This is a genomic window from Arenibacter echinorum, from assembly GCF_003259375.1.
Lineage (GTDB): Bacteria > Bacteroidota > Bacteroidia > Flavobacteriales > Flavobacteriaceae > Arenibacter > Arenibacter echinorum.
On sequence record NZ_QLLN01000002.1, the window covers coordinates 310,604 to 330,791 of the forward strand.

Genomic DNA, 20,188 nt, shown 5'->3' on the forward strand with positions numbered 1-20,188 from the left:
AAAATTCTGTGCCCTTGAGGCAATTGCTAAGTTTTCCCTCCAAATTTTAGCGATGATCCATATATTTAGGGATTTTCACTCATTGGATTTATCCATTTTGTCCTGTAAGGCAAAATAGGCCCTCTTGGAAGCCCGTTCTTCCGCCTTCTTTTTTGAGGTTGCCCTAGCTTTGGCCACAATTTTGCCCCCAATAGACAATTTTACGGCAAAATGCTTAATAACATCATTTCCCGTATCCTCGTAGATATCGTAATTAAAAGATTTTTTTTGTTTTTGGCACCATTCTATTACCAAGCTTTTATAGCTTATAACCTTACCTTCCAATTGTTCAATATCCACATAGGGAACTATAATTCTCTTGTTTATGAACTTTTCGCAGAATTTATACCCTCTATCCAGGTATATGGCGCCTACCAAGGCTTCAAAAACATTTCCGTGTATATTATCCCCAAAGCGCGATTTAGGAATTCTACTCTCCACAAAATCGATTAATTTAAGATCCTTCCCCAGCTCATTGAGGTGTTCCCTACTTACGATTTTAGATCTCATTTTGGTGAGATATCCTTCGTCCCCATCCGGGACCATGCTATATAAATGTTTGGAGATTATGGTCCCCAACATAGCATCCCCTAAAAATTCCAGACGCTCATAATTCATTGGGAAGCCTGCTTTATCCTTTCTGTTGGCAGAACGATGAACGAACGCTTTTTGATAAACTTCAAGGTTTTTTGGCTTAAATCCCAAAATTTTTTTCATTCCCAAAAAAAAATCCCCATCCTTTTTTGAATGGGAATTAAATATATTGGAAAAAGCGTTCATACTATGAATTAGCTAATTTTTTTAAATATCACACATGCATTATGTCCCCCAAATCCGAAAGTATTGCTCAATGCAACATTTACCTCTCTTTTTTGTGCCTTATTAAGGGTAAGGTTTAATTTGGGATCAATATTCTCATCTACGGTAGTATGATTTATTGTAGGAGGTACCAATCCATGCTCCATGGCCAAAATTGAAGCTATAGCTTCTATAGCCCCTGCTGCACCTAAAAGATGCCCTGTCATTGATTTGGTAGAATTTATGTTAATGTCGGGAGCATGCTCTCCAAAAACCTTGGATATAGCCTTTAGTTCGGCAACATCACCTAATGGTGTAGAGGTACCATGTGTATTTATGGCATCTACATCTTCCGGTTTTAATCCGGCATCCTTTAAGCAATTTTCCATTACCCGAACAACACCAATTCCATCAGGATGTGGGGCAGTCATATGGTAGGCATCACTGGATAATCCTCCACCGGCCACTTCGGCATATATTTTTGCTCCCCTGGCTTTGGCATGCTCATATTCTTCAAGGATCAGAGCTCCTGCTCCTTCTCCCAAGACAAATCCGTCCCTAGTGGCATCGAATGGCCTAGAAGCAGTTTCTGGGCTATCATTACGTGTGGAAAGTGCATGCATTGCTCCAAAACCACCCATTCCGGCTATGGTAACCGCTGCCTCACTACCACCAGTAACTACAACATCGCAATACCCCAAACGGATAGTATTCAAGGCATCTATTATGGCATTGGCCGAGGAGGCACAAGCCGATACCGTAGTATAATTGGGACCCATAAAACCATGCTTTATAGAGATATTGCCAGGAGCAATATCAGCAATCATTTTTGGGATAAAGAATGGATTAAACCTTGGCGTTCCGTCTCCTGCGGCAAAATTTAAAACTTCGTTCTGAAAAGTTTCCAATCCTCCTATACCGGCGCCCCAAATTACTCCAACTCTAAATTTATCTAACTTATCAAGATCCAATCCCGAATCCTTAATGGCCTCATCTGAAGAAATGAGCGCATATTGGGCAAACCTGTCCAACTTGCGGGCCTCTTTTCTATCAAAATAATCTTCAGCATTATAGTTCTTTAATTCGCATGCAAATTTTACTTTAAACTTCTCTGTATCATAATAAGTAATAGGGGCCGAACCACTTTTTCCGCTCTTCAGGCCTTCCCAATACTCTTCAATATTATTGCCAATAGGTGTCAAAGCACCTAGACCAGTAACCACAACTCGCTTTAATTGCATTGAACTAAAATTTTGTTTAACTTATTAAGTTAGGTGTAAATTAAAAAAAATTATCCATGCAGCGTCTTTACCACATGGATAATTTTGAAACTTGTTCAAGAAATCATAAAATTACTTGGCTTCTTCTATATAACTTATAGCTTGACCAACTGTAGCAATGTTTTCTGCTTGATCGTCCGGAATTTGAATATCAAATTCTTTTTCGAACTCCATTATCAACTCAACAGTATCCAATGAATCTGCCCCTAGGTCGTTGGTAAAGCTAGCTTCGGTTACAACTTCGTTCTCATCAACACCTAATTTATCTACGATGATAGCTTTTACTCTTGATGCAATGTCTGACATAATAATATCGGTTTTAAAAATTTAAATTGATGGCAAAAATAAAAAACTTTGGTTTAATAACACTATTTGTCGTTAAAATGTGATGTAATTTAATAAAATTAAATACAAGAGTGCTATTTTAGCCCAAAATTATTTTCTGTCCTAACCCCAAAATAATTCATGAAAAGGATTGTCCTATTTGCTTCCGGCTCCGGTTCCAACGTTGAAAACATAGCACATTATTTTCGCGACAATCCCGAGGTTTCCATTAGCTGTGTACTTTCCAATAAAAAGGACGCCAAAGTTTTTGAAAGATGTAACCGATTAAATTTGAATGCTTTATACTTTAATAGACATTCGTTTTATAATTCGGACTGCGTTTTAAACATACTTAAATCCCTAAGTCCGGACCTTATTGTTTTGGCAGGATTTCTCTGGAAAATTCCAGATAACCTTATCAGCAGCTATCCCAATAAAATAATTAATATTCATCCCGCACTGCTCCCCAAATACGGCGGCAAAGGAATGTACGGAATGTACGTTCACGAAGCGGTAAAGAACAATAATGAGACGGAAACGGGCATAACCATTCATTTTGTAAACGAGAATTATGACGAAGGAGGCATAATTAAGCAGGCAAAGATTGATTTGAGCCCAAATGATACTCCTGAAATGATTGCGGAAAAGGTTCATCAATTGGAATATGACTATTTTCCCAAGGTGATAGAACAGGTTTTGATGGGGACATAATGGCCAAAAAAGAAAAATTCTATACCGTTTGGAAGGGAAGTCGACCAGGAATATACACCAGCTGGAAAGACTGTAAAGCAGCTATCACCAACTACAAGGGAGCCCAATATAAATCTTTCCCAACATTTGAAGCCGCAAAAAAGGCCTACAACGGCAATTATGATGATTATAAGGGCAAAAAAATTACTTCCTCCACACTCAGTAAAGAGCAGATAAGTAAAATAGGCGACCCCAACTATAATTCCATTTCGGTAGATGCCGCCTCAAGTGGTAATCCAGGTATCATGGAATACAGAGGGGTAGACACCAAAACAAAAAAAGAGCTTTTTAAACAGGGCCCATTTAAGCAAGGTACCAATAATATTGGCGAGTTTTTGGCCTTGGTGCATGGACTGGCTTTTTTAAAACAACAGAATAGCGACAGAATAATTTATACGGATTCCAAGACGGCCATGAGCTGGGTCCGAAAAAAGAGCTGTAACTCCAAATTGCCCGAGACCCCAGAAAACAAAGTGGTTTTCGATTTGGTAAGGCGTGCCATTACTTGGCTGGAAAAAAACACCTACACTACAACTATTGTTAAATGGGAAACCAAGGCCTGGGGTGAAATTCCTGCGGATTTTGGTAGAAAATAGGGATATCATCATTTTTTAAAATTTGATTTCCAATGCTGAGGAATTGGCAGTTCAAAAACCTATCTTTGCAGCAAATTTCGAAATTTAATGGGCAAACTTTTAATCGTAGGAACAGTTGCATTTGACGCTATAGAAACCCCTTTCGGCAAAACCGATAAAATTTTGGGAGGAGCAGCCACCTTTATTGGTTTGGCAGCTTCCCAGTTTAGGGTAAAATCTGCTATTGTTTCTGTTGTGGGCGAAGATTTTCCCCAGGATTATTTGGATCTTTTGACCAAAAAGAATATTGATATTTCCGGCCTACAAGTCATTAAAGGTGGTAAAACCTTCTTTTGGAGTGGCAAATATCACAACGATCTTAATTCCAGGGATACCTTATCTACAGAATTGAATGTGCTTGCCGACTTTGCTCCGGTAGTCCCCAACAATTTTAAGGACGCTGACATATTGATGTTGGGGAATTTACACCCAGACACACAACTGAGTGTAATTAATCAGATGGAAGAACGACCAAAGCTAATAGTACTTGACACCATGAACTTTTGGATGGACCATGCCCTTAAAGAGTTGATGAAAGTTGTAAGACATATAGATGTGATCACCATTAACGATGAAGAGGCCAGACAGCTAACAGGAGAGCACTCCTTGGTAAAGGCTGCTGAGAAAATACATCTAATGGGCCCTAAATTTGTGGTGATAAAAAAAGGGGAACACGGGGCGCTGTTGTTTCACAAATCCAAGGTGTTTTTTGCACCGGCGTTGCCTTTGGAAGAAGTTTTTGATCCAACAGGTGCGGGAGATACCTTTGCAGGCGGCTTTTCCGGATATTTGGCGGAATCCGAAAACATAAGTTTCAACAACCTAAAGAGTGCAGTTATACACGGTTCCAATTTAGCCTCATTTTGTGTTGAACGTTTTGGCACCGAGAGAATGGAAAAATTAGAAAAGAAAGAGGTCAACGACAGGTTGCTCCAGTTTAAGGAGCTTACCCAATTTGATATTGAATTACAATAAATATGTGCCCTAATTTTACAGGGCATTTTTAATTTAACATTACCATGAGCGACGCTATTAAGCATGAATGTGGAATTTCCTTAATTCGGTTATTAAAGCCGTTGGAATATTATCAAGAAAAGTACGGTTCTGCCTTTTACGGGGTAAACAAGATGTACTTGATGATGGAAAAACAGCATAACCGTGGCCAGGATGGTGCCGGTTTTGCTAGTATTAAATTGGATATGGAGGCGGGCGAGCGTTATATGAGTCGGGTACGATCCATAGACCAACAACCCATACAGGACATTTTTGCACAAATAAATGACCGTATCAATACTTCATTTAAAGAAAATCCGGAATATATCAACGATGTAGCCAAACAAAAAAAGCATATTCCTTATATCGGGGAAGTACTTTTGGGACACGTGCGTTACGGAACTTTTGGAAAAAACAGTATAGAGAGTGTACATCCCTTTTTAAGACAAAACAATTGGATGCACCGGAACTTGATCGTTGCCGGAAATTTTAACATGACCAATGTTAATGAACTTTTCGACAATTTGATTCAAATTGGACAACACCCCAAGGAAAAGGCAGATACGGTAACGGTAATGGAGAAAATTGGGCATTTTCTGGATGATGCAGTAGCCCAGCTCTATAAGGATATTAAAAAAGAGGGCTTTAATAAAAGGGAAGCTTCTCCAATAATTGCTGAAAGATTAAATGTTGCCAAAATTTTAAGAAGAGCGGCCAAAAATTTTGATGGCGGTTATGCCATGGCAGGTATGTTGGGGCATGGCGATTCCTTTGTTCTAAGAGATCCTGCAGGGATTAGACCTGCGTATTACTATAAAGACGATGAGATTGCCGTAGTGGCGTCTGAAAGGCCTGCAATTCAGACAGTATTCAACGTTAGCTTCGAAGATGTTAAGGAATTGGATCCTGGGCATGCCATCATCATCAAAAAAAATGGCAAGGTCAAAATCAAGAGAATTTTAGAGCCTACCGAAAGAAAAGCCTGTTCTTTTGAACGTATTTATTTCTCCAGGGGCAGTGATAAGGAAATCTATCAGGAAAGAAAAATGTTGGGAAAACTGCTTTTCCCACTAATCCTGAAATCGATAGATGACGATATAAAAAATACCGTATTCTCCTATATTCCCAATACCGCGGAAACCTCCTTTTTCGGAATGGTAATCGCTGCACAGAATTACATGAACAAGAAGAAAGAAGAACAAATTCTTTCTATTGGAAGAAAAATAACACGGGAAGAACTGCATGAGATTCTGGAAGTGAGGCCGAGGATAGAGAAAGTAGCCATAAAAGATGCCAAACTCCGGACCTTCATAACCCAAGACAGCAGTAGGGATGATCTGGTGGCACACGTCTATGATATCTCCTATGGATCTGTGAAGGAAAACGACAATTTGGTAATCATAGATGATAGTATAGTTAGAGGGACCACTCTTCAAAAGAGCATCCTTAGAATTTTGGACCGACTATTACCGAAGAAAATTATAGTTGTCTCATCAGCGCCTCAAATCCGCTATCCTGACTGCTACGGTATAGACATGGCCAAACTGGAAGATTTTGTTGCATTTAAGGCCGCTTTGGCCCTTCATGAAGAAAGGAACACTATGCACCTTGTGGAGGAAATCTATAAAAAATGTTTGCTACAAACACAGACACATGATTCAGAGGTGGTGAATTACGTTAAGGAATTCTATGCCCCTTTTACGGCAGATGAGATTTCCGACAAAATTGGGCAATTATTAAGTCCGCCGGACATTAAAGCCAAGGTTCAGGTGATTTATCAAAATATTGAAAACTTACATGAAGCTTGTCCCAAAAACTTGGGAGATTGGTACTTTACCGGCAACTACCCCACTCCAGGTGGTAACCGGGTGGTAAACAGGGCGTTTATAAACTTTTTCGAAGGCAAGAACGAACGGGCATACTAAACATTTCATCGATGAAGGGTAGGTTTTTATGCACTTCATCGATGAAATACACTCTTTAACGTCTTTTTGATCAAAAACCTGCTGTGCACCTGTACTTTAGCAGTGCCATAGCATAAGTAGGTTAAGTTCATGGTAAGATTTGGGGCAAAAAAGGTGGAGACTTCTCCACCTTTTTTATTGGACCTAACCCAAGCCCAAATACCAGCTGTATTACATCCTATATAAACTACTCTTTATCGGATAAGAAGTATTTCAACTTATTAAAGAGACATTCATCTAAAACCTTTTTCCCACAACTTATATTACTATACTTTTGGAGGACCATAGCATAAGTAGGTTAAGTTCATGGTAAGATTTGGGGAAAAAGGTAGAGCTATGCTCTACCTTTTTATTTTTGGTAAAATCTGTAATGACAATATCTAGTTAACTAAACTTCCCAACACTTTATTTTGAGGATTTCGATAGGCTTACTATTTGGATATTAGAGCAGAAATTATAACAAGTATTGACTTCCTAAAGACAAATTGAGTTCCGCTTGTAGTTTTGCACCTTGCAACAAAAAGTATTTTCGTTAAACGTGTTTGCCTTTCTCCCATCCATATTTTTCCAAATACTGCTTACCACTTTCTATAGCACCATCCTCCAAGCTAGTACCCATGGTATCGTTCCAGCGATTTAAAAAGCCGAACAAAGAAATGACCCCTAACATTTCCACAATTTCACCTTCATCCCAATGCCTATATAAGGCCTTCTTTATCTTTGGATTCATGGTATTTGGTACTTGGGAAGCAGCCAATGCAAAATCCAAGGCCGCTCTTTCGGCCTCTGAGAATGCAGAATGGGTCCTGTACTCCCAAATATTATCCAATTGTTCCTGTTCCGCTCCATAACGTTCTGCCGCCCTTATTGCATGCGCTTGGCAATATCGACAACCAGTAGCATTACTGCTTACCCAGGCCATCATTCTTTTTAAAGCAGAACTAACCCTTCCTTCATTGGCCATAACCGCCATATTAAGGTTAATAAATGCCTTGGAAATAGCGGGCCTATGTTGCATTGTCAATACCGAATTGGGACAGAAACCCAAAGTTTCATTAAAAAATTCAGCCAACTTTTTGGTCGCTGCATCATGATCGGCATCTAAAGGATCTACAAGGGACATGATTTGTGAATTATGCGTATTTTTGACCTATACAAGTAACGAAAAAAACACCTACATGACAAATCAAATCACTACGAAATGGCTTGGTAATATGGCCTTTGAAAGTAACAATCCATCCGGAAACAACCTAACTATAGATGTAGCTCCCGAAAATGGTGGAGAAGGCATGGGATATAGACCAAAAGCTCTTATGCTTACCGCTTTGGCCGGCTGCTCAGGTCTGGATGTGGCCTCACTTATTAAAAAAATGAAACTGGAGGTGGAAGCGTTTAGAATAGAGACTATTGCCAACCTAACAGAGGAAGACCCCAAATATTACGACAAAGTATTGATAGAGTATCATTTTACCGGTCCTAACCTCAATGAAAAAAAGTTACAAAGAGCGGTTGACCTTTCCGTTGAAAAATATTGTGGGGTAATGGAAATGTTCCGTCAATTCGCAACCTTGGAGATTAAGACTTATTTTAATAAATAATAGTTTCCCTTCTACATTTTAATATGATCCAAAGATTTTTATATCTGTTAGCTAGTTTTATACTGGTACAACAAAACTTACATGCCCAAGCTACAGAAAATATAATATCCCACAACCAGGAAACCATTGTTACCGATCCTTCAAAAGGTGAAAATAGTTATAAGAACTGGGCTGTTTTTCCTCCCAAAAACAAGGAAATTCGGCAGATATTCTTAAATCTCACCTTTGAATGCCCGGACAAAATGCGTTGTGCGGATTGGGATTATGTTGACCATATTAAAGTGAGACAAAAGAACGACTCTGTCAACTATGAGATTGCCAGAATGCTCACTCCATACGGAGGCAGATTGCAGGAGGACTGGCGATTTGATTGGAAGGTAGACATTACTGATTTTATTACCATTTTGAGGGATAGTCTGGAAGTTGATTACATACACACAGGCTATGAGGATAATAAGACCCGTGGCTGGAAGGTTACCGTAGATTTTGAAATAACTTATGGAATACCCGTTGCCGAGCCACTGGCCATACATAAGATCTATGATGGCAATTATAGTTATGGAGATAAATCAGATCCGATTGAAAATCACTTGGTACCAGTAGCCTTAAAGGCCAGTACCCAATCCAACTTTGGGAAGGTAAAAATTCATCAGACAGGACATGGAATGGATGCTAACGGCTGTGGAGAATTTTGTGACAAATACCGCGAAATACTGCATAACGGAAAAGTCATCGATAGAAAACAATTGTGGATGGAATGTGGGGATAACCCCTTATATCCACAAGCCGGGACATGGATCTTTGACCGTGCCAATTGGTGCCCTGGGTATTTGCTGCAACCGGATGAAGTGGGGTTCGATATTAAGGCAGGACAAGAATTTACCATTGATCTCAATATGGAACCCTATGAAACGGAAAAGCCAAGTGCAAAGGAACTTCTAGTGGCCTATGTTCTGGAATATGGTAAGATAAACTCTCAAAATGACGTCACTTTAGTGGATATCATATCCCCTTCCAACGAAAAAATCCATAGTAGAAAAAATGAAACGGAGGCCTTGGCAGTTATCCGTATCAAGAATAATGGCAAGGAAAATTTAAAGTCTTTGGCAATCAAATATTTTCTAGAGGGACAAAAACCAAAAGAATTTAGATGGAAAGGAGATATTCCTTTCGGGGAAACGGCATTACTAACATTGCCAGAAGAAATATTTATTGAAAAAGATTCCACTTATTTTTATGTGGAGCTAAAAAGACCCAATGGTAAAAAAGACGGGTACATAGGGGATAATTCCAAAAGTTCGGTCTATATCAGGCCAAACATATTGCCAGAGACTACTGTCATTTATTTTAAGACGAATAATAAGCCGGGGCAAAATGAATACTCTATTACCAATAGTTATGGGAAGATACTATTTAAAAGGGACAGTGTAGATCTCAAACCCAATACCTCCTATATGGATACCCTTAAACTTCAAGAGGGCAACTATACTTTTAAGGTAAGGGATAACGGAGGGGATGGACTTGAGTTTTGGTTCAAGGCAAAAGATGGCAATGGTAGCGTTAAACTATTGGATACTTTAGGACAGGCCACAAAACATTTTAATTCCGACTTTGGAAGCCATATTATTTATAACTTTAAGGTACAACCTGGAGCTACCTATCATTTGGACAACGAACCGTCCATAAACATGTTCCCTGCCAGAACCGATGGCCCGGTAACATTGGATTATTTTGCCAACGACGAAAAAGATGTAAAGGTCATTATAACCCAACAAGAGGATGAGACGAAAATAGTGGAAACCCATACTTACTTAAATTTCAAAAAAGGTATTTTTACATACGACCTCTCATATTTGCCCAAAATGCGCTACTATCTAAAAGTTGTTATAGACGGCAATGAGGTATTTAAAAATAGAATTAGGCTAAAGGAGTAATCACCATGCGCTGGACCATTAAACCAAAACCCGAACAACCTCAAATAGATGCACTGACATCTGCATTAGGCGTGGACGATTTGGTAGCGCAATTATTACTACAGCGCGGCATTACCAACTATGAGGATGCCAAAAGGTTTTTTAGGCCACAGCTTACAGACCTTCACGATCCCTTTTTAATGAAGGATATGGACAAGGCTGTGGAACGTATAGAAAAGGCCATTGCAGAGCAGGAAAATATATTGATTTTTGGTGACTACGACGTGGATGGCACTACGGCAGTAGCCTTGGTTTCCTCCTATTTGGAAAGCACCTACCCCAACGTGGCCACCTATATACCGGACAGATATAACGAAGGCTATGGGGTTTCCTATCAAGGTATAGATTTCGCGGAGGATAACGGCTTTTCCTTAATAATTGCCTTGGATTGTGGGGTAAAGGCGATTGAAAAGGTTAAATATGCAAAGGAAAAAGGTATCGACTTTATTATCTGTGATCACCACAGGCCAGGGAATACATTGCCCGATGCAGTGGCCGTATTGGATGCCAAAAGGGCAGATTGTTCATATCCTTATGACGAACTCTGTGGCTGTGGGGTCGGATTTAAATTGATTCAGGCACTGGGGAGCAAAAAGGGGGAAACTATTGAAGATTTAGTTCCTTATTTGGATTTGGTGGCTACGGCCATAGGGGCAGATATAGTTCCTATTAATGGGGAAAACCGAGTTATGGCCTATTGGGGACTACAGGTAATCAATCAAGATCCAAGAGCAGGATTCAAGGCAATAATCAATCAAATAAAAAAACAAGTGCTTACCATTACGGACGTGGTTTTTATAATTGCTCCGCGAATTAATGCGGCAGGGCGCATGGAGCACGGGCAACACGCGGTTAATCTTTTAAAGGAAACCGATTTGGAACGGGCCGAATTTTTTGCCGCCGAAATAGAGAAATACAACACGGACAGAAGAAACCTGGACCAGATCATTGCCCAAGAGGCTTTATTACAGATCCAAGAAAACAAAGAGGAAGAAGGGTTTACCTCGGTGGTATATAACGAAACTTGGCATAAGGGAGTGATCGGAATTGTAGCCTCCCGTCTCATTGAAACTTATTATAGACCCACATTGGTTTTTACAAAGAGCGGCGATAAATTAGCGGCCTCAGCCAGATCCATTAAAGGTTTCGATGTATATGAGGCCTTGGAGGGCTGTTCCGATACCATTGAACAATTTGGCGGGCATATGTATGCCGCCGGACTTACCTTACTTGAAGAAAATTACGAGGCCTTTAAATCCAAATTTGAGGAAGTAGTTGCCAATACCATGGATCCAAATCTGATGTCACCTGAAATTATGGTAGATGCCATAATTAGCCTGGATCAAATTACTCCAAAGCTAATGCGCATTATTAAACAATTTGCCCCATTTGGCCCAGGAAATATGACCCCTGTTTTCATGGTAGAAAATCTCAACGATACCGGCTATGCAAAAGTGGTTGGCCAAGAAGGAAAGCATTTAAAATGTAAGCTTTTTGATAAAAATAACGGCTCCAAGAGGTTGGGAATTGATTCTATTGGCTTTAATTTAGGTAAGTATTTACCTACGGTGGCAAGCAAAAGCGTTAGTGCCGTTTTTACATTGGATGAAAACGAATGGCAGGGCAAAATAGCCCTTCAAATGAAGTTAAAGGACCTAAAAGAGCATGATAGTTATCAATTTTAATTTATTGATAATTACCAGGTATTAATAAAATACAACTTTAACAGGCCGTAACTACAAATTAAAGTACGAATTATATTACTTTTTGATAGCACAAATTATTAAATCGATCGTATTACGATTTTAACTCTAGATGTTTCACAAAATCTGCAGTATTTCAGCTTAGAGAAGACCCATATTTTTTCAGGGACATGGAAGATCCATCAAACTCACCATAGGTAAAATAGGAAATCCAATCCCCTAAATTTACATAGGTAGAATTTTCATTTAAAGGTATTTCCAAAGGCAGGTGCCGATGTCCAAAAACAAAATAATCATAGTGCTGCTGCTCCAGTTTTCGCCTACAATATTGCACCAACCATTCGTTCTCCTCTCCCAGAAATTTAATATCTTCATCCCCGGAAATCATTTTGTTCTTTACAGAAAGATATTGGGCCAGTTTAACGCCAAAATCGGGATGCAACCAATTGTAAAGCCATTTGGATACTGGGTTGGTGAACAATTTTTTCATCCGTTTGTATCCTTTGTCCCCCGGGCCCAGACCATCTCCATGCCCAATTAAAAACGAATTTCCTTTTAAAAGAAAAGATTGAGGTTCGTGATATACAGGAATGTTCAACTCCTCCTCAAAATAGCCATTCATCCATAAATCATGGTTGCCCACAAAATAGTACACCGGAATGCCCGAATCGGTAATTTCAGCCAATTTCCCCAAGGTACGGGTAAAGCCCTTGGGCACTACTGTTTTATATTCAAACCAAAAATCGAAAAGATCCCCGAGGAGAAAAATAGCGGCAGCATCTTCTTTTATGGAATCCAACCAAGCTACAAACTTTTTTTCTCGTGGAAAACTAAGGTCCTTGGTAGGAGCCCCTAAATGATTGTCACTTGAGAAGTATATTTTTTTGCCCGCGGGAACGTCAATAGTTTTCATGCAGGGCCTTTTTAATTATCAGAAGCATACCATTCCGCAAAGGAGGTGTCGGTTTCCTGCAGCTTTAAAGAATGTAGGCTGATATTTTTTGGCAACCTGGCCTTAATTCTATCTGCAAAATCCAAAACCATGTTTTCACTGGTAGGTTGGTAGTTGGCCAATATTACATTATGCCCCCTATCCGTTAGCTCCTGTGCCAATTCCACATGCGGAGTATTTTTATTAAAAACCGTAGCATGATCAAACTGGTCCACAATCTCTTCCTTCACAATTCTCTTCAAATCCCCAAAATCTATGACCATTCCCAATTTTACGTGGGCAGTATCGGTAATAGGCTTACCAATTACGGTAACGGAAAGTTTATAACTGTGCCCATGTACATTTCTACATTTACCATCGTAACCGAACAAGGCATGTCCAGTTTCAAAATTAAACTGTTTGGTAATACGAATATTGCCCATAATATTTATTTGGACTGCAAAGGTAATTTATTCTGTGAAACTAATCGTTTAGAAGAGGCTGCGTCCAAGCCGATTCGTATTTGATGTCCTCTATTGGATTTTCCTGAAGTTTTGTAGAAGTTATTTTACTCCTTACAAAGAGTATATCATCCGTTAGCTCGAAATTGGCAGAACTGCCTTCAACAGTTTTAAACTCCTTGACCTCGGTTTCCCCCTTTAGGCAGCCAAGAAAAGTTATGGTATAATCAATGCCCGCCTCCGGTTCTACTTCCACCTTTAAATTCTTTTCGTTTACATCTAAACTTTTAAGGCTAACCCCGGTGGTGGAATAAAAATCGCCTCTTTCCATGGCCTCTATTAATGCAGGAGCCGATAAGGTATCAGACTGTACCATAACCCAACCCCTGCCGGAATTGCTCCATTTACTGCCCATTTTATGGTAATTATGGGAATCATCGGTTGCCAATCCGTACATAATGGGCTTTTTGGCAGCTAAATAGGATATATTGATCTGATCCCACATCTCCTCTGTAGAAATATGTGTTGAATCCCCCATATTATGAACCATGGGATGACCGTTGTACACTTCAAAAAAGCGCTCACCCTTCAAGGATATCATATCTTCAAGACTAATGCTGTAATAAAAGTTGGGATGATTTATATGCGGCATAATAGGAACTCCCGTTTCTTTCCGTTGCTGCAGCACCGCATCCAGATTGTTTTGCATGACCTCGGAAATGCTATTTCCTCCCTGGGGATCTATCTTTTCTTGAATATTTGTAGCGTTCATGTGAACATGCTTATCCTCGTACCTGTCCGTTATTTCTTCCGCATGAATTACCAAAAATTCTCCAGGCTTTTCAAAAAGATCCCTATACTCTGCATAAGTCTTTAATTTTACCTGCACTTTTCCCGAGTCCACTTTATATTCTACCCAATCCTCCCCATAGGTTGCCAAATAGTTCTCAAAGCTTTTTTGATAAACAGAATCTTCCCTGACCTGTATCCATTTTTCCTCCATAGAAATGGTATTATGGTCCGATAGCGCTATAAATTGGTAATTGTTGGACTTATACCAATCCAAAATAGTCTCAGGAAATTCGTCCCCATCACTCCAGAAGGAATGGGTATGCAAATTTCCTTTATACCACCTTTTCTTTACAGTTTCCTCTGCATTCTTAGTACTATCTCCACAGCTTCCGAATATAAAGACCAAAATCAATAAAATAGAGGGTAAAATATGTTTCATATCTAGGCTTGTTTGGAAATTAATGCTCAAAAGTTAATGAAAATGTATTAGAAATCAAGGAATAAGATAAAAATCAACAATAAACATTACAATTACATAATGCGCGTATAGGGACAATTAATACACACTTAACACACTGTGTGAAACCAATGGCATTTTCGTCTATTTTTGTCCGATTTTTAAAACCACACAAACTTGGCAGAACTATTTGAACAACTGGAGTTTAAGGAGAATCCTCTTTTTGAAAAAGTGATAGATGATATCCTAATCCAGAAATACAGTATTGTAGACGATTTTTTCTCGCCGGAAGATGTGGTCCAATTAAGGGATTCCCTATTGGCCAAGTATGAAGAGGACCAATTTAAAAAAGCAGCTATCGGGAACCGTGTCAACGAATTGATCATTAAGGCTATCCGTGGCGATTTTATCCTTTGGATGGATGAAAGCAGTAAGGATGTACTGGAACAGCAATTTTTTCTGAAAATAAATGAATTGGCCAATTATCTGAACAAGACTTGTTTTATGGGAATCATGCACAAAGAGTTTCACTATGCCATCTATCCTGAAGGCACTTTTTATAAAAGGCATTTGGACACCTTTCAGAATGACGATAGGCGTAAACTTTCCATGGTCTGTTATCTAAATGAACCGGACTGGAAGCCAGAGCAAGATGGTGGGGAATTGGTACTATACTTACCCATGGAAAATGGGGAAGAGGCAAAACATATTACCCCCTTTCCGGGAAGGGTAGTTATTTTTGAAAGTCAGGAATTGGAGCACGAGGTAAAACCCGCCCATCGCGAACGGCTGAGCATCACTGGGTGGTTAAAGACCCGATAACCGACTTATCTTTTATATTTTCTATTGTTTTTAATTCGATTAACGAAATAAACTACCAATAAAACCAAGGCTAGTAGAGGGAAAACAAAGTTTCCGTTTAAAAACGATAAAATATCCATTGCAAAAGTTTAAAAAAATAAAACGGTGAACTGTGCCAGTTATTGCTTCTTCACAAAAAACGCCACAATCGCCGAAGTAACGATTCCCATGGTCAATGCGCCAAAAAGACTTTGAATTATATAACTTTTCACATTAAAATAACTCTCTGCAGCTTCTTGATCCATTTTCCCCGAATCCACCACAAAATTAGTAATATTTTTAAAATATTCGGGCGTAATTATAGTACTGGTGATATACTGTGTTAGCGGACTAATTACGGCAATGATCACGCTTAAAATGATACCACTGATAAATCCCTGTTTCCAATTCATTTTTCCATTGTAATCCACTTTTCTTTTGTCCAACAAGGCCAGTACATACACTGCGATAGCTATGATGGCAAAAAAGTTGGTATAAATGGCGTGCTTTTCAATGAGTACATCGTGCCAGCCCATAGATTTCTCAAAGGCCATCCAAAGCAGGGTAGCCAATGCAAAAATAATGGCCCATTTAATTTCAATCCGGAACTTGCTCATAATCTACTTATTTTTGAATTTTTCCAATGCTTGCTTAGTTTCTTCAGAAATTGCCAAACGTCCGGTTATTTCCGCCCGGTTGGTCAATAAGGTATCCCAATGCCCAGTCCCTTCCCAAAGCACTTTTTTCCATTCCTCCATAGCCTCAGGATTATACTTGGCCAATTTTTCCGTGAAAATTTCCAATTCCTTATCCATTTCGTCATGTTTATCAAAGACCTTGGAAAACAGCCCCTTTTCCTGTGCCCAATAGGCATTTTTCCATTCATTCGGGGAAAGCGACAGTTCCGAAAGGGCGGCAACACCAATTTTTCGCTGTACCACCGGCGCAATCACCAAGGGTGCGATGCCTATGGTTAGTTCGGACAAGCGTATGGAAGCTGCCTCTACGGCAAATACATAATCGCAGGCAGCTATAATTCCTACCCCTCCGCCAACGGCCTTACCTTGCACCCTGCCCACGATAAGCTTTTTGCAGGTCCGCATTGCATTGATAAGATGGGCAAACCCACTGAAAAATATTTTCCCCTTGGACAAGTTGTCCACTTCCAAAAGTTCATCAAAGGAGGCCCCCGCACAGAACGCCCTATCCCCTTCAGATTTTAATAGAATTACAGATACCTCTTCCTTATTGGATAATTCCCCCAATGTCTTGGTGAGCCTTTCCAATAGTTCCGATACAAATGAATTGCTGGCTGGATGTCCAAATTCTACTGTGGCCACACCATTGATGATGTTGGTATATAAACTTCCGTTAGATCGGCTAGTGCCCATATTATTATGGTTAGTGGTATTCTAATTAAATTTTCCTCCTACTCTGAATTTTTTACTAAAAACCAAAGTGCGGTATTTCAAATTTAAACGTTTTGAAGTAGCGGACGAAACTTTCGCCTAAATTTCCATACCAAAGCCCCACCCCTAATAAACATCCAAAGCGTAAAGGCTACCCATATTCCATAGAGGCCCCAACCTAGGTATTTGCCCAGGAAAAGCATAGGAATAAAGCCAAAGAAAGTGGCCACCAACAATACATTCCTAAGGTATTTCATCTCCCCTAAACCTTTAAAAAGTCCGTCGAAAACAAATGCCACCATATTCATTGGAATCCCAAGTATAAGGATAAAAAATATGGAATAGAAGGCTTGCAAAACCGTTATGTCATTGGAAAATATACGGCCTATAGGCTTGTAAAACAGGAAGCCCGCTGCAGCAAGTATCAAACTTATCACAAAACCATAGAGCATTATTTTTTTCGCCAATTCCCAAAGTCCGTCGTAATTCTTGGCCCCCAATAGTTTACCTCCCATAATATTCCCCGCGGCACCATAGCCATCAATAAAAAAGGCAGAAAAAAGCCAAAGATTAATAGCAATGGTATGTGCCCCAATATACTTATCCCCTAGTGCAGTTGCCTCCCTAACGGCCAAAATTAAGGCAATGTTCAAGGCCAGCGCCCTTACAAAAAGGTTTAGGCTCATAACCACCAACCTACCCAATTCCGGGTGTAGGGGGAATTTAAGTCTAAGGCTGATATTTGTTTTGGTAATCAGCAGTACAAATGCCATTACAGCCATAATACCTTGGGCAATTAAACTGGCCCAAGCCGCCCCCTCCAAATACATTGGGGAAATAATCCCTTCCACTCCATATACCAAAATAAAATCCAAAATTATATTCAAAACAGCTCCGGTTATGGCAATCAACATAGGATAAAAGGTATTCTGCAAACCTCTAAAAATTCCCATAACGGCAAATACAAATAAGGTCAGGGGAAAACCCCATACCCGTATGGAATAGTAAGAAATACAGAGTTCCAGAATTTTGCCGGAAGCGTTTAGCAAAACAAAAATTTCCTCCACTACAAAAACAGTGGAAAGGAGAATCACAATACTCAACAAAATATTTAGGAAAATAGCTTGTGCCGGGAGCGTTTGAACCCTTTCCAACTTCCCCGCACCCAAGTATTGCGAAATAATAGCCGAGATGGCGCTCCGTGTCTGTCCCAATATCCAAATCAACATGGACAAAAACGAACCCACTATTCCTGCGGCTGCCAAGGACTCCATGCCATCATGGGGAATATTGCCCACTATGGCCGTATCGGTTATGGATAGGATTGGTTCTGCTATGCCTGCAATAGTGGCGGGAATGGCAAGATTATTAATGGTTTTAAAATTAATTGGGTTCTTCAAAAAAGAATATTTTATAAAATTAGTTCATAACAATGAAAGGGAAATTCACTTTGCTTAGGAAAATAGATATCCCCAACTGCTTGGTAACCGCGTACCTGATAAAAATTATTATTGCGGCCATTTTTACTGAAAGTATCAAGCCTTACGGAAATAAAGCCGCTTTTACGGGCATAATCCTCTGCAAAATCCATTAAATCCTGGGCATAGCCCTTCTTTTGTTCTTTAGGATGTACTGCCAAGCGGTGAATGTAAATATTGTTTTTATTGGGCGTTAACCAGTTAATGGGAATATACTCCCCATCCATAAGGGTGGATACTACGATTGTTCCAATTATTTCATCATTTTTCTCCAAAACATAAAGTTCCTTACGGGCTATATCCTTTTCAAAGGCTTCTTTTGAAGGATAATACTCGTTCCACTGATAAATGCCCTGGTCTATCATGTTTTTAGCGCAGGCCTGAGTAATATTAAGAATATTCGGAATTTCCAATATCTTTGCCAATCGAATCATGGACGGTTGAATTTAATTTGTAAATTTATGCTATTCATGAATAATCCTATCAAAGAAAGGGAAGAACCCTTTAGTTGGTAATAACCAAGATGTTTAACTGCGCCATGTCTGACCAACAAACAAGTATAGGCGTTAAAAACAATTAATACTGAACCGATGAAAAATATCCTTGTTCCTATTGGAACCTCTGAAAATGCCCATGAAACATTACAATATGCGGTTGATTTTGCAACCGAATTTGACTCCAACATTTATGTAATGGAAGTATTTAGCGTTAGTTCCAGTGCCAGCAGTTTGGCCAATATCAAGGAAAAACTGGACGATCTTACCAAAGAACACATCAAAGGCGTCCTTGAAAAGGTAAATGCAAGAAATATCAACATTAAGATTGCCACTTATAACGGCGACATAGTAGACGGACTAAAGGATATCGATAAGGAGCTCGGAATTGATCTAATTATTTTGGCACCAAGAAGTAACGACATACAAGAGGAATATTACCTTGGGAATACTTCAGGGAAAATTGTAAAACAAACCGATATTCCTACCCTTATTGTACCAAAAGGGACCATTTTTAAACCGTTTAAAACAATTTTGACGGCCTTTAAATCTGGGGTATTAAAGCAGAAGAGTATTTTATATCCCTTGGTTGAAATCAAGAAAAAATTCGATTCCAAGGTTAGTCTATTATTTGTAAAAACTCCAGGCTACACCAAGGAAGATCTTAAGATAAACATGTCCTTAATGGGCCTAGGTTCTGAACTTACCCAATCTGAAAACCCAACTACCTATTTGGGAGTCTTACAGCATTTTGAGGCCAAACATCCGGACTTATTATGTGTTTTTAGGAGAAAAAGAGGATTCTTTAAAAAACTATGGGAAAGGAACACCATTCTTAAATCGGAATTTTATGCCCCGGTACCTGTTTTGGTCCTAAGTGTAAAGAAAGACTAATAAATTTGGAATTAGCTGTAATTGTACTTTGATTATGTTAGAAAAAGTATTTTCTTTGCGGCAGCCAAATTTGGGGGATTAGCTCAGCTGGCTAGAGCGCTTGCCTGGCAGGCAAGAGGTCACCGGTTCGACTCCGGTATTCTCCACGATCAAACGCAATTGGGTATTGCGTTATAAAACCAAAGAAAGCCACACAAATAAATTTGTGTGGCTTTTGTGTTTTAGAAGGCCAAGGTCACAGATATTACCAATTGCACCTGCCTTCGGGCAGGCAGGTTTGCAGGAAGGGATTTGGTCTGGTGCAATGTGGTTACACAAAACTTAGATGAGCTTACCCTGTATTTGGTTGATTTCAAATAACCTATTTTTATAATT

General features: G+C 39.4%; 21 protein-coding genes and 1 tRNA gene. 10 read left to right on the forward strand and 12 right to left on the reverse strand.

Annotated features, from left to right (window positions below):
* Nucleotides 1-75 precede the first annotated feature (75 nt).
* From rnc to LV92_RS05210, 3 genes are all read right to left on the reverse strand, one after another.
* Nucleotides 76-819 (reverse strand): ribonuclease III, encoded by a 744-nt coding sequence (rnc, locus tag LV92_RS05200; protein ID WP_111622595.1) that lies wholly within the window; start codon nt 817-819, stop codon nt 76-78.
* Between the two features lie 8 nt (nt 820-827).
* The gene (gene fabF / locus LV92_RS05205; protein ID WP_111622596.1) at nt 828-2,078 is read right to left on the reverse strand and encodes a beta-ketoacyl-ACP synthase II; all 1,251 of its coding nucleotides are present in this window, start codon (nt 2,076-2,078) and stop codon (nt 828-830) included.
* A gap of 111 nt (nt 2,079-2,189) precedes the next feature.
* Nucleotides 2,190-2,423 (reverse strand): acyl carrier protein, encoded by a 234-nt coding sequence (locus LV92_RS05210; RefSeq protein ID WP_008269813.1) that lies wholly within the window; start codon nt 2,421-2,423, stop codon nt 2,190-2,192.
* 159 nt (nt 2,424-2,582) lie between these two features.
* Between LV92_RS05210 and purN the strand changes: the two genes are divergently transcribed.
* The 4 genes from purN (at nt 2,583) to LV92_RS05230 (ending at nt 6,744) form a co-directional block, all read left to right on the forward strand.
* On the forward strand, nt 2,583-3,152 hold the full coding sequence (gene purN / locus LV92_RS05215; protein ID WP_111622597.1) for a phosphoribosylglycinamide formyltransferase: 570 nt from the start codon (nt 2,583-2,585) through the stop codon (nt 3,150-3,152).
* On the forward strand, nt 3,152-3,787 hold the full coding sequence (locus tag LV92_RS05220; protein WP_111622598.1) for a ribonuclease H1 domain-containing protein: 636 nt from the start codon (nt 3,152-3,154) through the stop codon (nt 3,785-3,787). Before purN ends, LV92_RS05220 begins: the two co-directional genes overlap by 1 nt.
* 87 nt (nt 3,788-3,874) lie before the next feature.
* Nucleotides 3,875-4,801: a PfkB family carbohydrate kinase gene (locus tag LV92_RS05225; protein ID WP_111622599.1), complete on the forward strand. Its 927-nt coding sequence runs from the start codon at nt 3,875-3,877 to the stop codon at nt 4,799-4,801.
* Nucleotides 4,802-4,845: 44 nt separating this feature from the next.
* The gene (locus tag LV92_RS05230) at nt 4,846-6,744 is read left to right on the forward strand and encodes an amidophosphoribosyltransferase (protein ID WP_111622600.1); all 1,899 of its coding nucleotides are present in this window, start codon (nt 4,846-4,848) and stop codon (nt 6,742-6,744) included.
* A 571-nt stretch (nt 6,745-7,315) separates the two neighbouring features.
* On the opposite strand, the gene LV92_RS05235 is transcribed toward LV92_RS05230, so the two are convergent.
* A complete protein-coding gene (locus LV92_RS05235; protein ID WP_111622601.1) occupies nt 7,316-7,906 on the reverse strand; it encodes a carboxymuconolactone decarboxylase family protein in 591 nt (196 codons plus the stop codon).
* A gap of 55 nt (nt 7,907-7,961) precedes the next feature.
* Between LV92_RS05235 and LV92_RS05240 the strand changes: the two genes are divergently transcribed.
* The 3 genes from LV92_RS05240 to recJ are packed head-to-tail and all read left to right on the forward strand — an operon-like array spanning nt 7,962 to nt 12,039.
* On the forward strand, nt 7,962-8,381 hold the full coding sequence (locus LV92_RS05240) for an OsmC family protein (protein WP_111622602.1): 420 nt from the start codon (nt 7,962-7,964) through the stop codon (nt 8,379-8,381).
* Between the two features lie 23 nt (nt 8,382-8,404).
* On the forward strand, nt 8,405-10,315 hold the full coding sequence (locus LV92_RS05245) for a peptide-N-glycosidase F-related protein (RefSeq protein WP_111622603.1): 1,911 nt from the start codon (nt 8,405-8,407) through the stop codon (nt 10,313-10,315).
* A gap of 5 nt (nt 10,316-10,320) precedes the next feature.
* Nucleotides 10,321-12,039, forward strand: coding sequence for a single-stranded-DNA-specific exonuclease RecJ (recJ, locus tag LV92_RS05250; protein WP_111622604.1), 1,719 nt, complete (start codon nt 10,321-10,323; stop codon nt 12,037-12,039).
* 154 nt (nt 12,040-12,193) lie between these two features.
* Here recJ and LV92_RS05255 read toward each other — a convergent pair whose 3' ends face one another.
* The 3 genes from LV92_RS05255 to LV92_RS05265 are packed head-to-tail and all read right to left on the reverse strand — an operon-like array spanning nt 12,194 to nt 14,680.
* On the reverse strand, nt 12,194-12,961 hold the full coding sequence (locus LV92_RS05255) for a UDP-2,3-diacylglucosamine diphosphatase (protein ID WP_111622965.1): 768 nt from the start codon (nt 12,959-12,961) through the stop codon (nt 12,194-12,196).
* 20 nt (nt 12,962-12,981) lie between these two features.
* A complete protein-coding gene (locus tag LV92_RS05260; protein WP_031445794.1) occupies nt 12,982-13,431 on the reverse strand; it encodes a 6-pyruvoyl trahydropterin synthase family protein in 450 nt (149 codons plus the stop codon).
* Nucleotides 13,432-13,471: 40 nt separating this feature from the next.
* Nucleotides 13,472-14,680, reverse strand: coding sequence for a PHP domain-containing protein (locus tag LV92_RS05265; RefSeq protein ID WP_111622605.1), 1,209 nt, complete (start codon nt 14,678-14,680; stop codon nt 13,472-13,474).
* A gap of 195 nt (nt 14,681-14,875) precedes the next feature.
* Here LV92_RS05265 and LV92_RS05270 point away from each other — a divergent pair, with 195 nt between their 5' ends.
* Nucleotides 14,876-15,520, forward strand: coding sequence for a 2OG-Fe(II) oxygenase (locus LV92_RS05270; protein WP_111622606.1), 645 nt, complete (start codon nt 14,876-14,878; stop codon nt 15,518-15,520).
* Nucleotides 15,521-15,678: 158 nt separating this feature from the next.
* On the opposite strand, the gene LV92_RS05275 is transcribed toward LV92_RS05270, so the two are convergent.
* The 4 genes from LV92_RS05275 to LV92_RS05290 form a co-directional block, all read right to left on the reverse strand.
* Entirely contained in the window at nt 15,679-16,155 is a 477-nt protein-coding gene (locus tag LV92_RS05275) for a DUF4199 domain-containing protein (protein ID WP_111622607.1), read from the reverse strand.
* A gap of 3 nt (nt 16,156-16,158) precedes the next feature.
* Nucleotides 16,159-16,929, reverse strand: a complete 771-nt coding sequence (locus LV92_RS05280) for an enoyl-CoA hydratase/isomerase family protein (RefSeq protein WP_111622608.1) — start codon at nt 16,927-16,929, stop codon at nt 16,159-16,161.
* An 83-nt stretch (nt 16,930-17,012) separates the two neighbouring features.
* Nucleotides 17,013-18,347: an MATE family efflux transporter gene (locus LV92_RS05285; protein WP_111622609.1), complete on the reverse strand. Its 1,335-nt coding sequence runs from the start codon at nt 18,345-18,347 to the stop codon at nt 17,013-17,015.
* Nucleotides 18,348-18,358: 11 nt separating this feature from the next.
* Nucleotides 18,359-18,859 carry a GNAT family N-acetyltransferase gene (locus LV92_RS05290; protein WP_111622610.1) on the reverse strand — a complete coding sequence of 167 codons (501 nt, stop codon included), beginning with the start codon at nt 18,857-18,859 and terminating at the stop codon, nt 18,359-18,361.
* Between the two features lie 156 nt (nt 18,860-19,015).
* On the opposite strand from LV92_RS05290, the gene LV92_RS05295 reads away from it, so the two are divergent.
* Both LV92_RS05295 and LV92_RS05300 read left to right on the forward strand, forming a co-directional pair.
* The gene (locus LV92_RS05295; RefSeq protein WP_111622611.1) at nt 19,016-19,813 is read left to right on the forward strand and encodes a universal stress protein; all 798 of its coding nucleotides are present in this window, start codon (nt 19,016-19,018) and stop codon (nt 19,811-19,813) included.
* 72 nt (nt 19,814-19,885) lie between these two features.
* Nucleotides 19,886-19,959: transfer RNA gene (locus LV92_RS05300), tRNA-Ala, on the forward strand.
* 75 nt (nt 19,960-20,034) lie between these two features.
* Here LV92_RS05300 and LV92_RS22060 read toward each other — a convergent pair.
* Nucleotides 20,035-20,169 carry a hypothetical protein gene (locus LV92_RS22060; RefSeq protein WP_262511293.1) on the reverse strand — a complete coding sequence of 45 codons (135 nt, stop codon included), beginning with the start codon at nt 20,167-20,169 and terminating at the stop codon, nt 20,035-20,037.
* Nucleotides 20,170-20,188 lie beyond the last annotated feature (19 nt).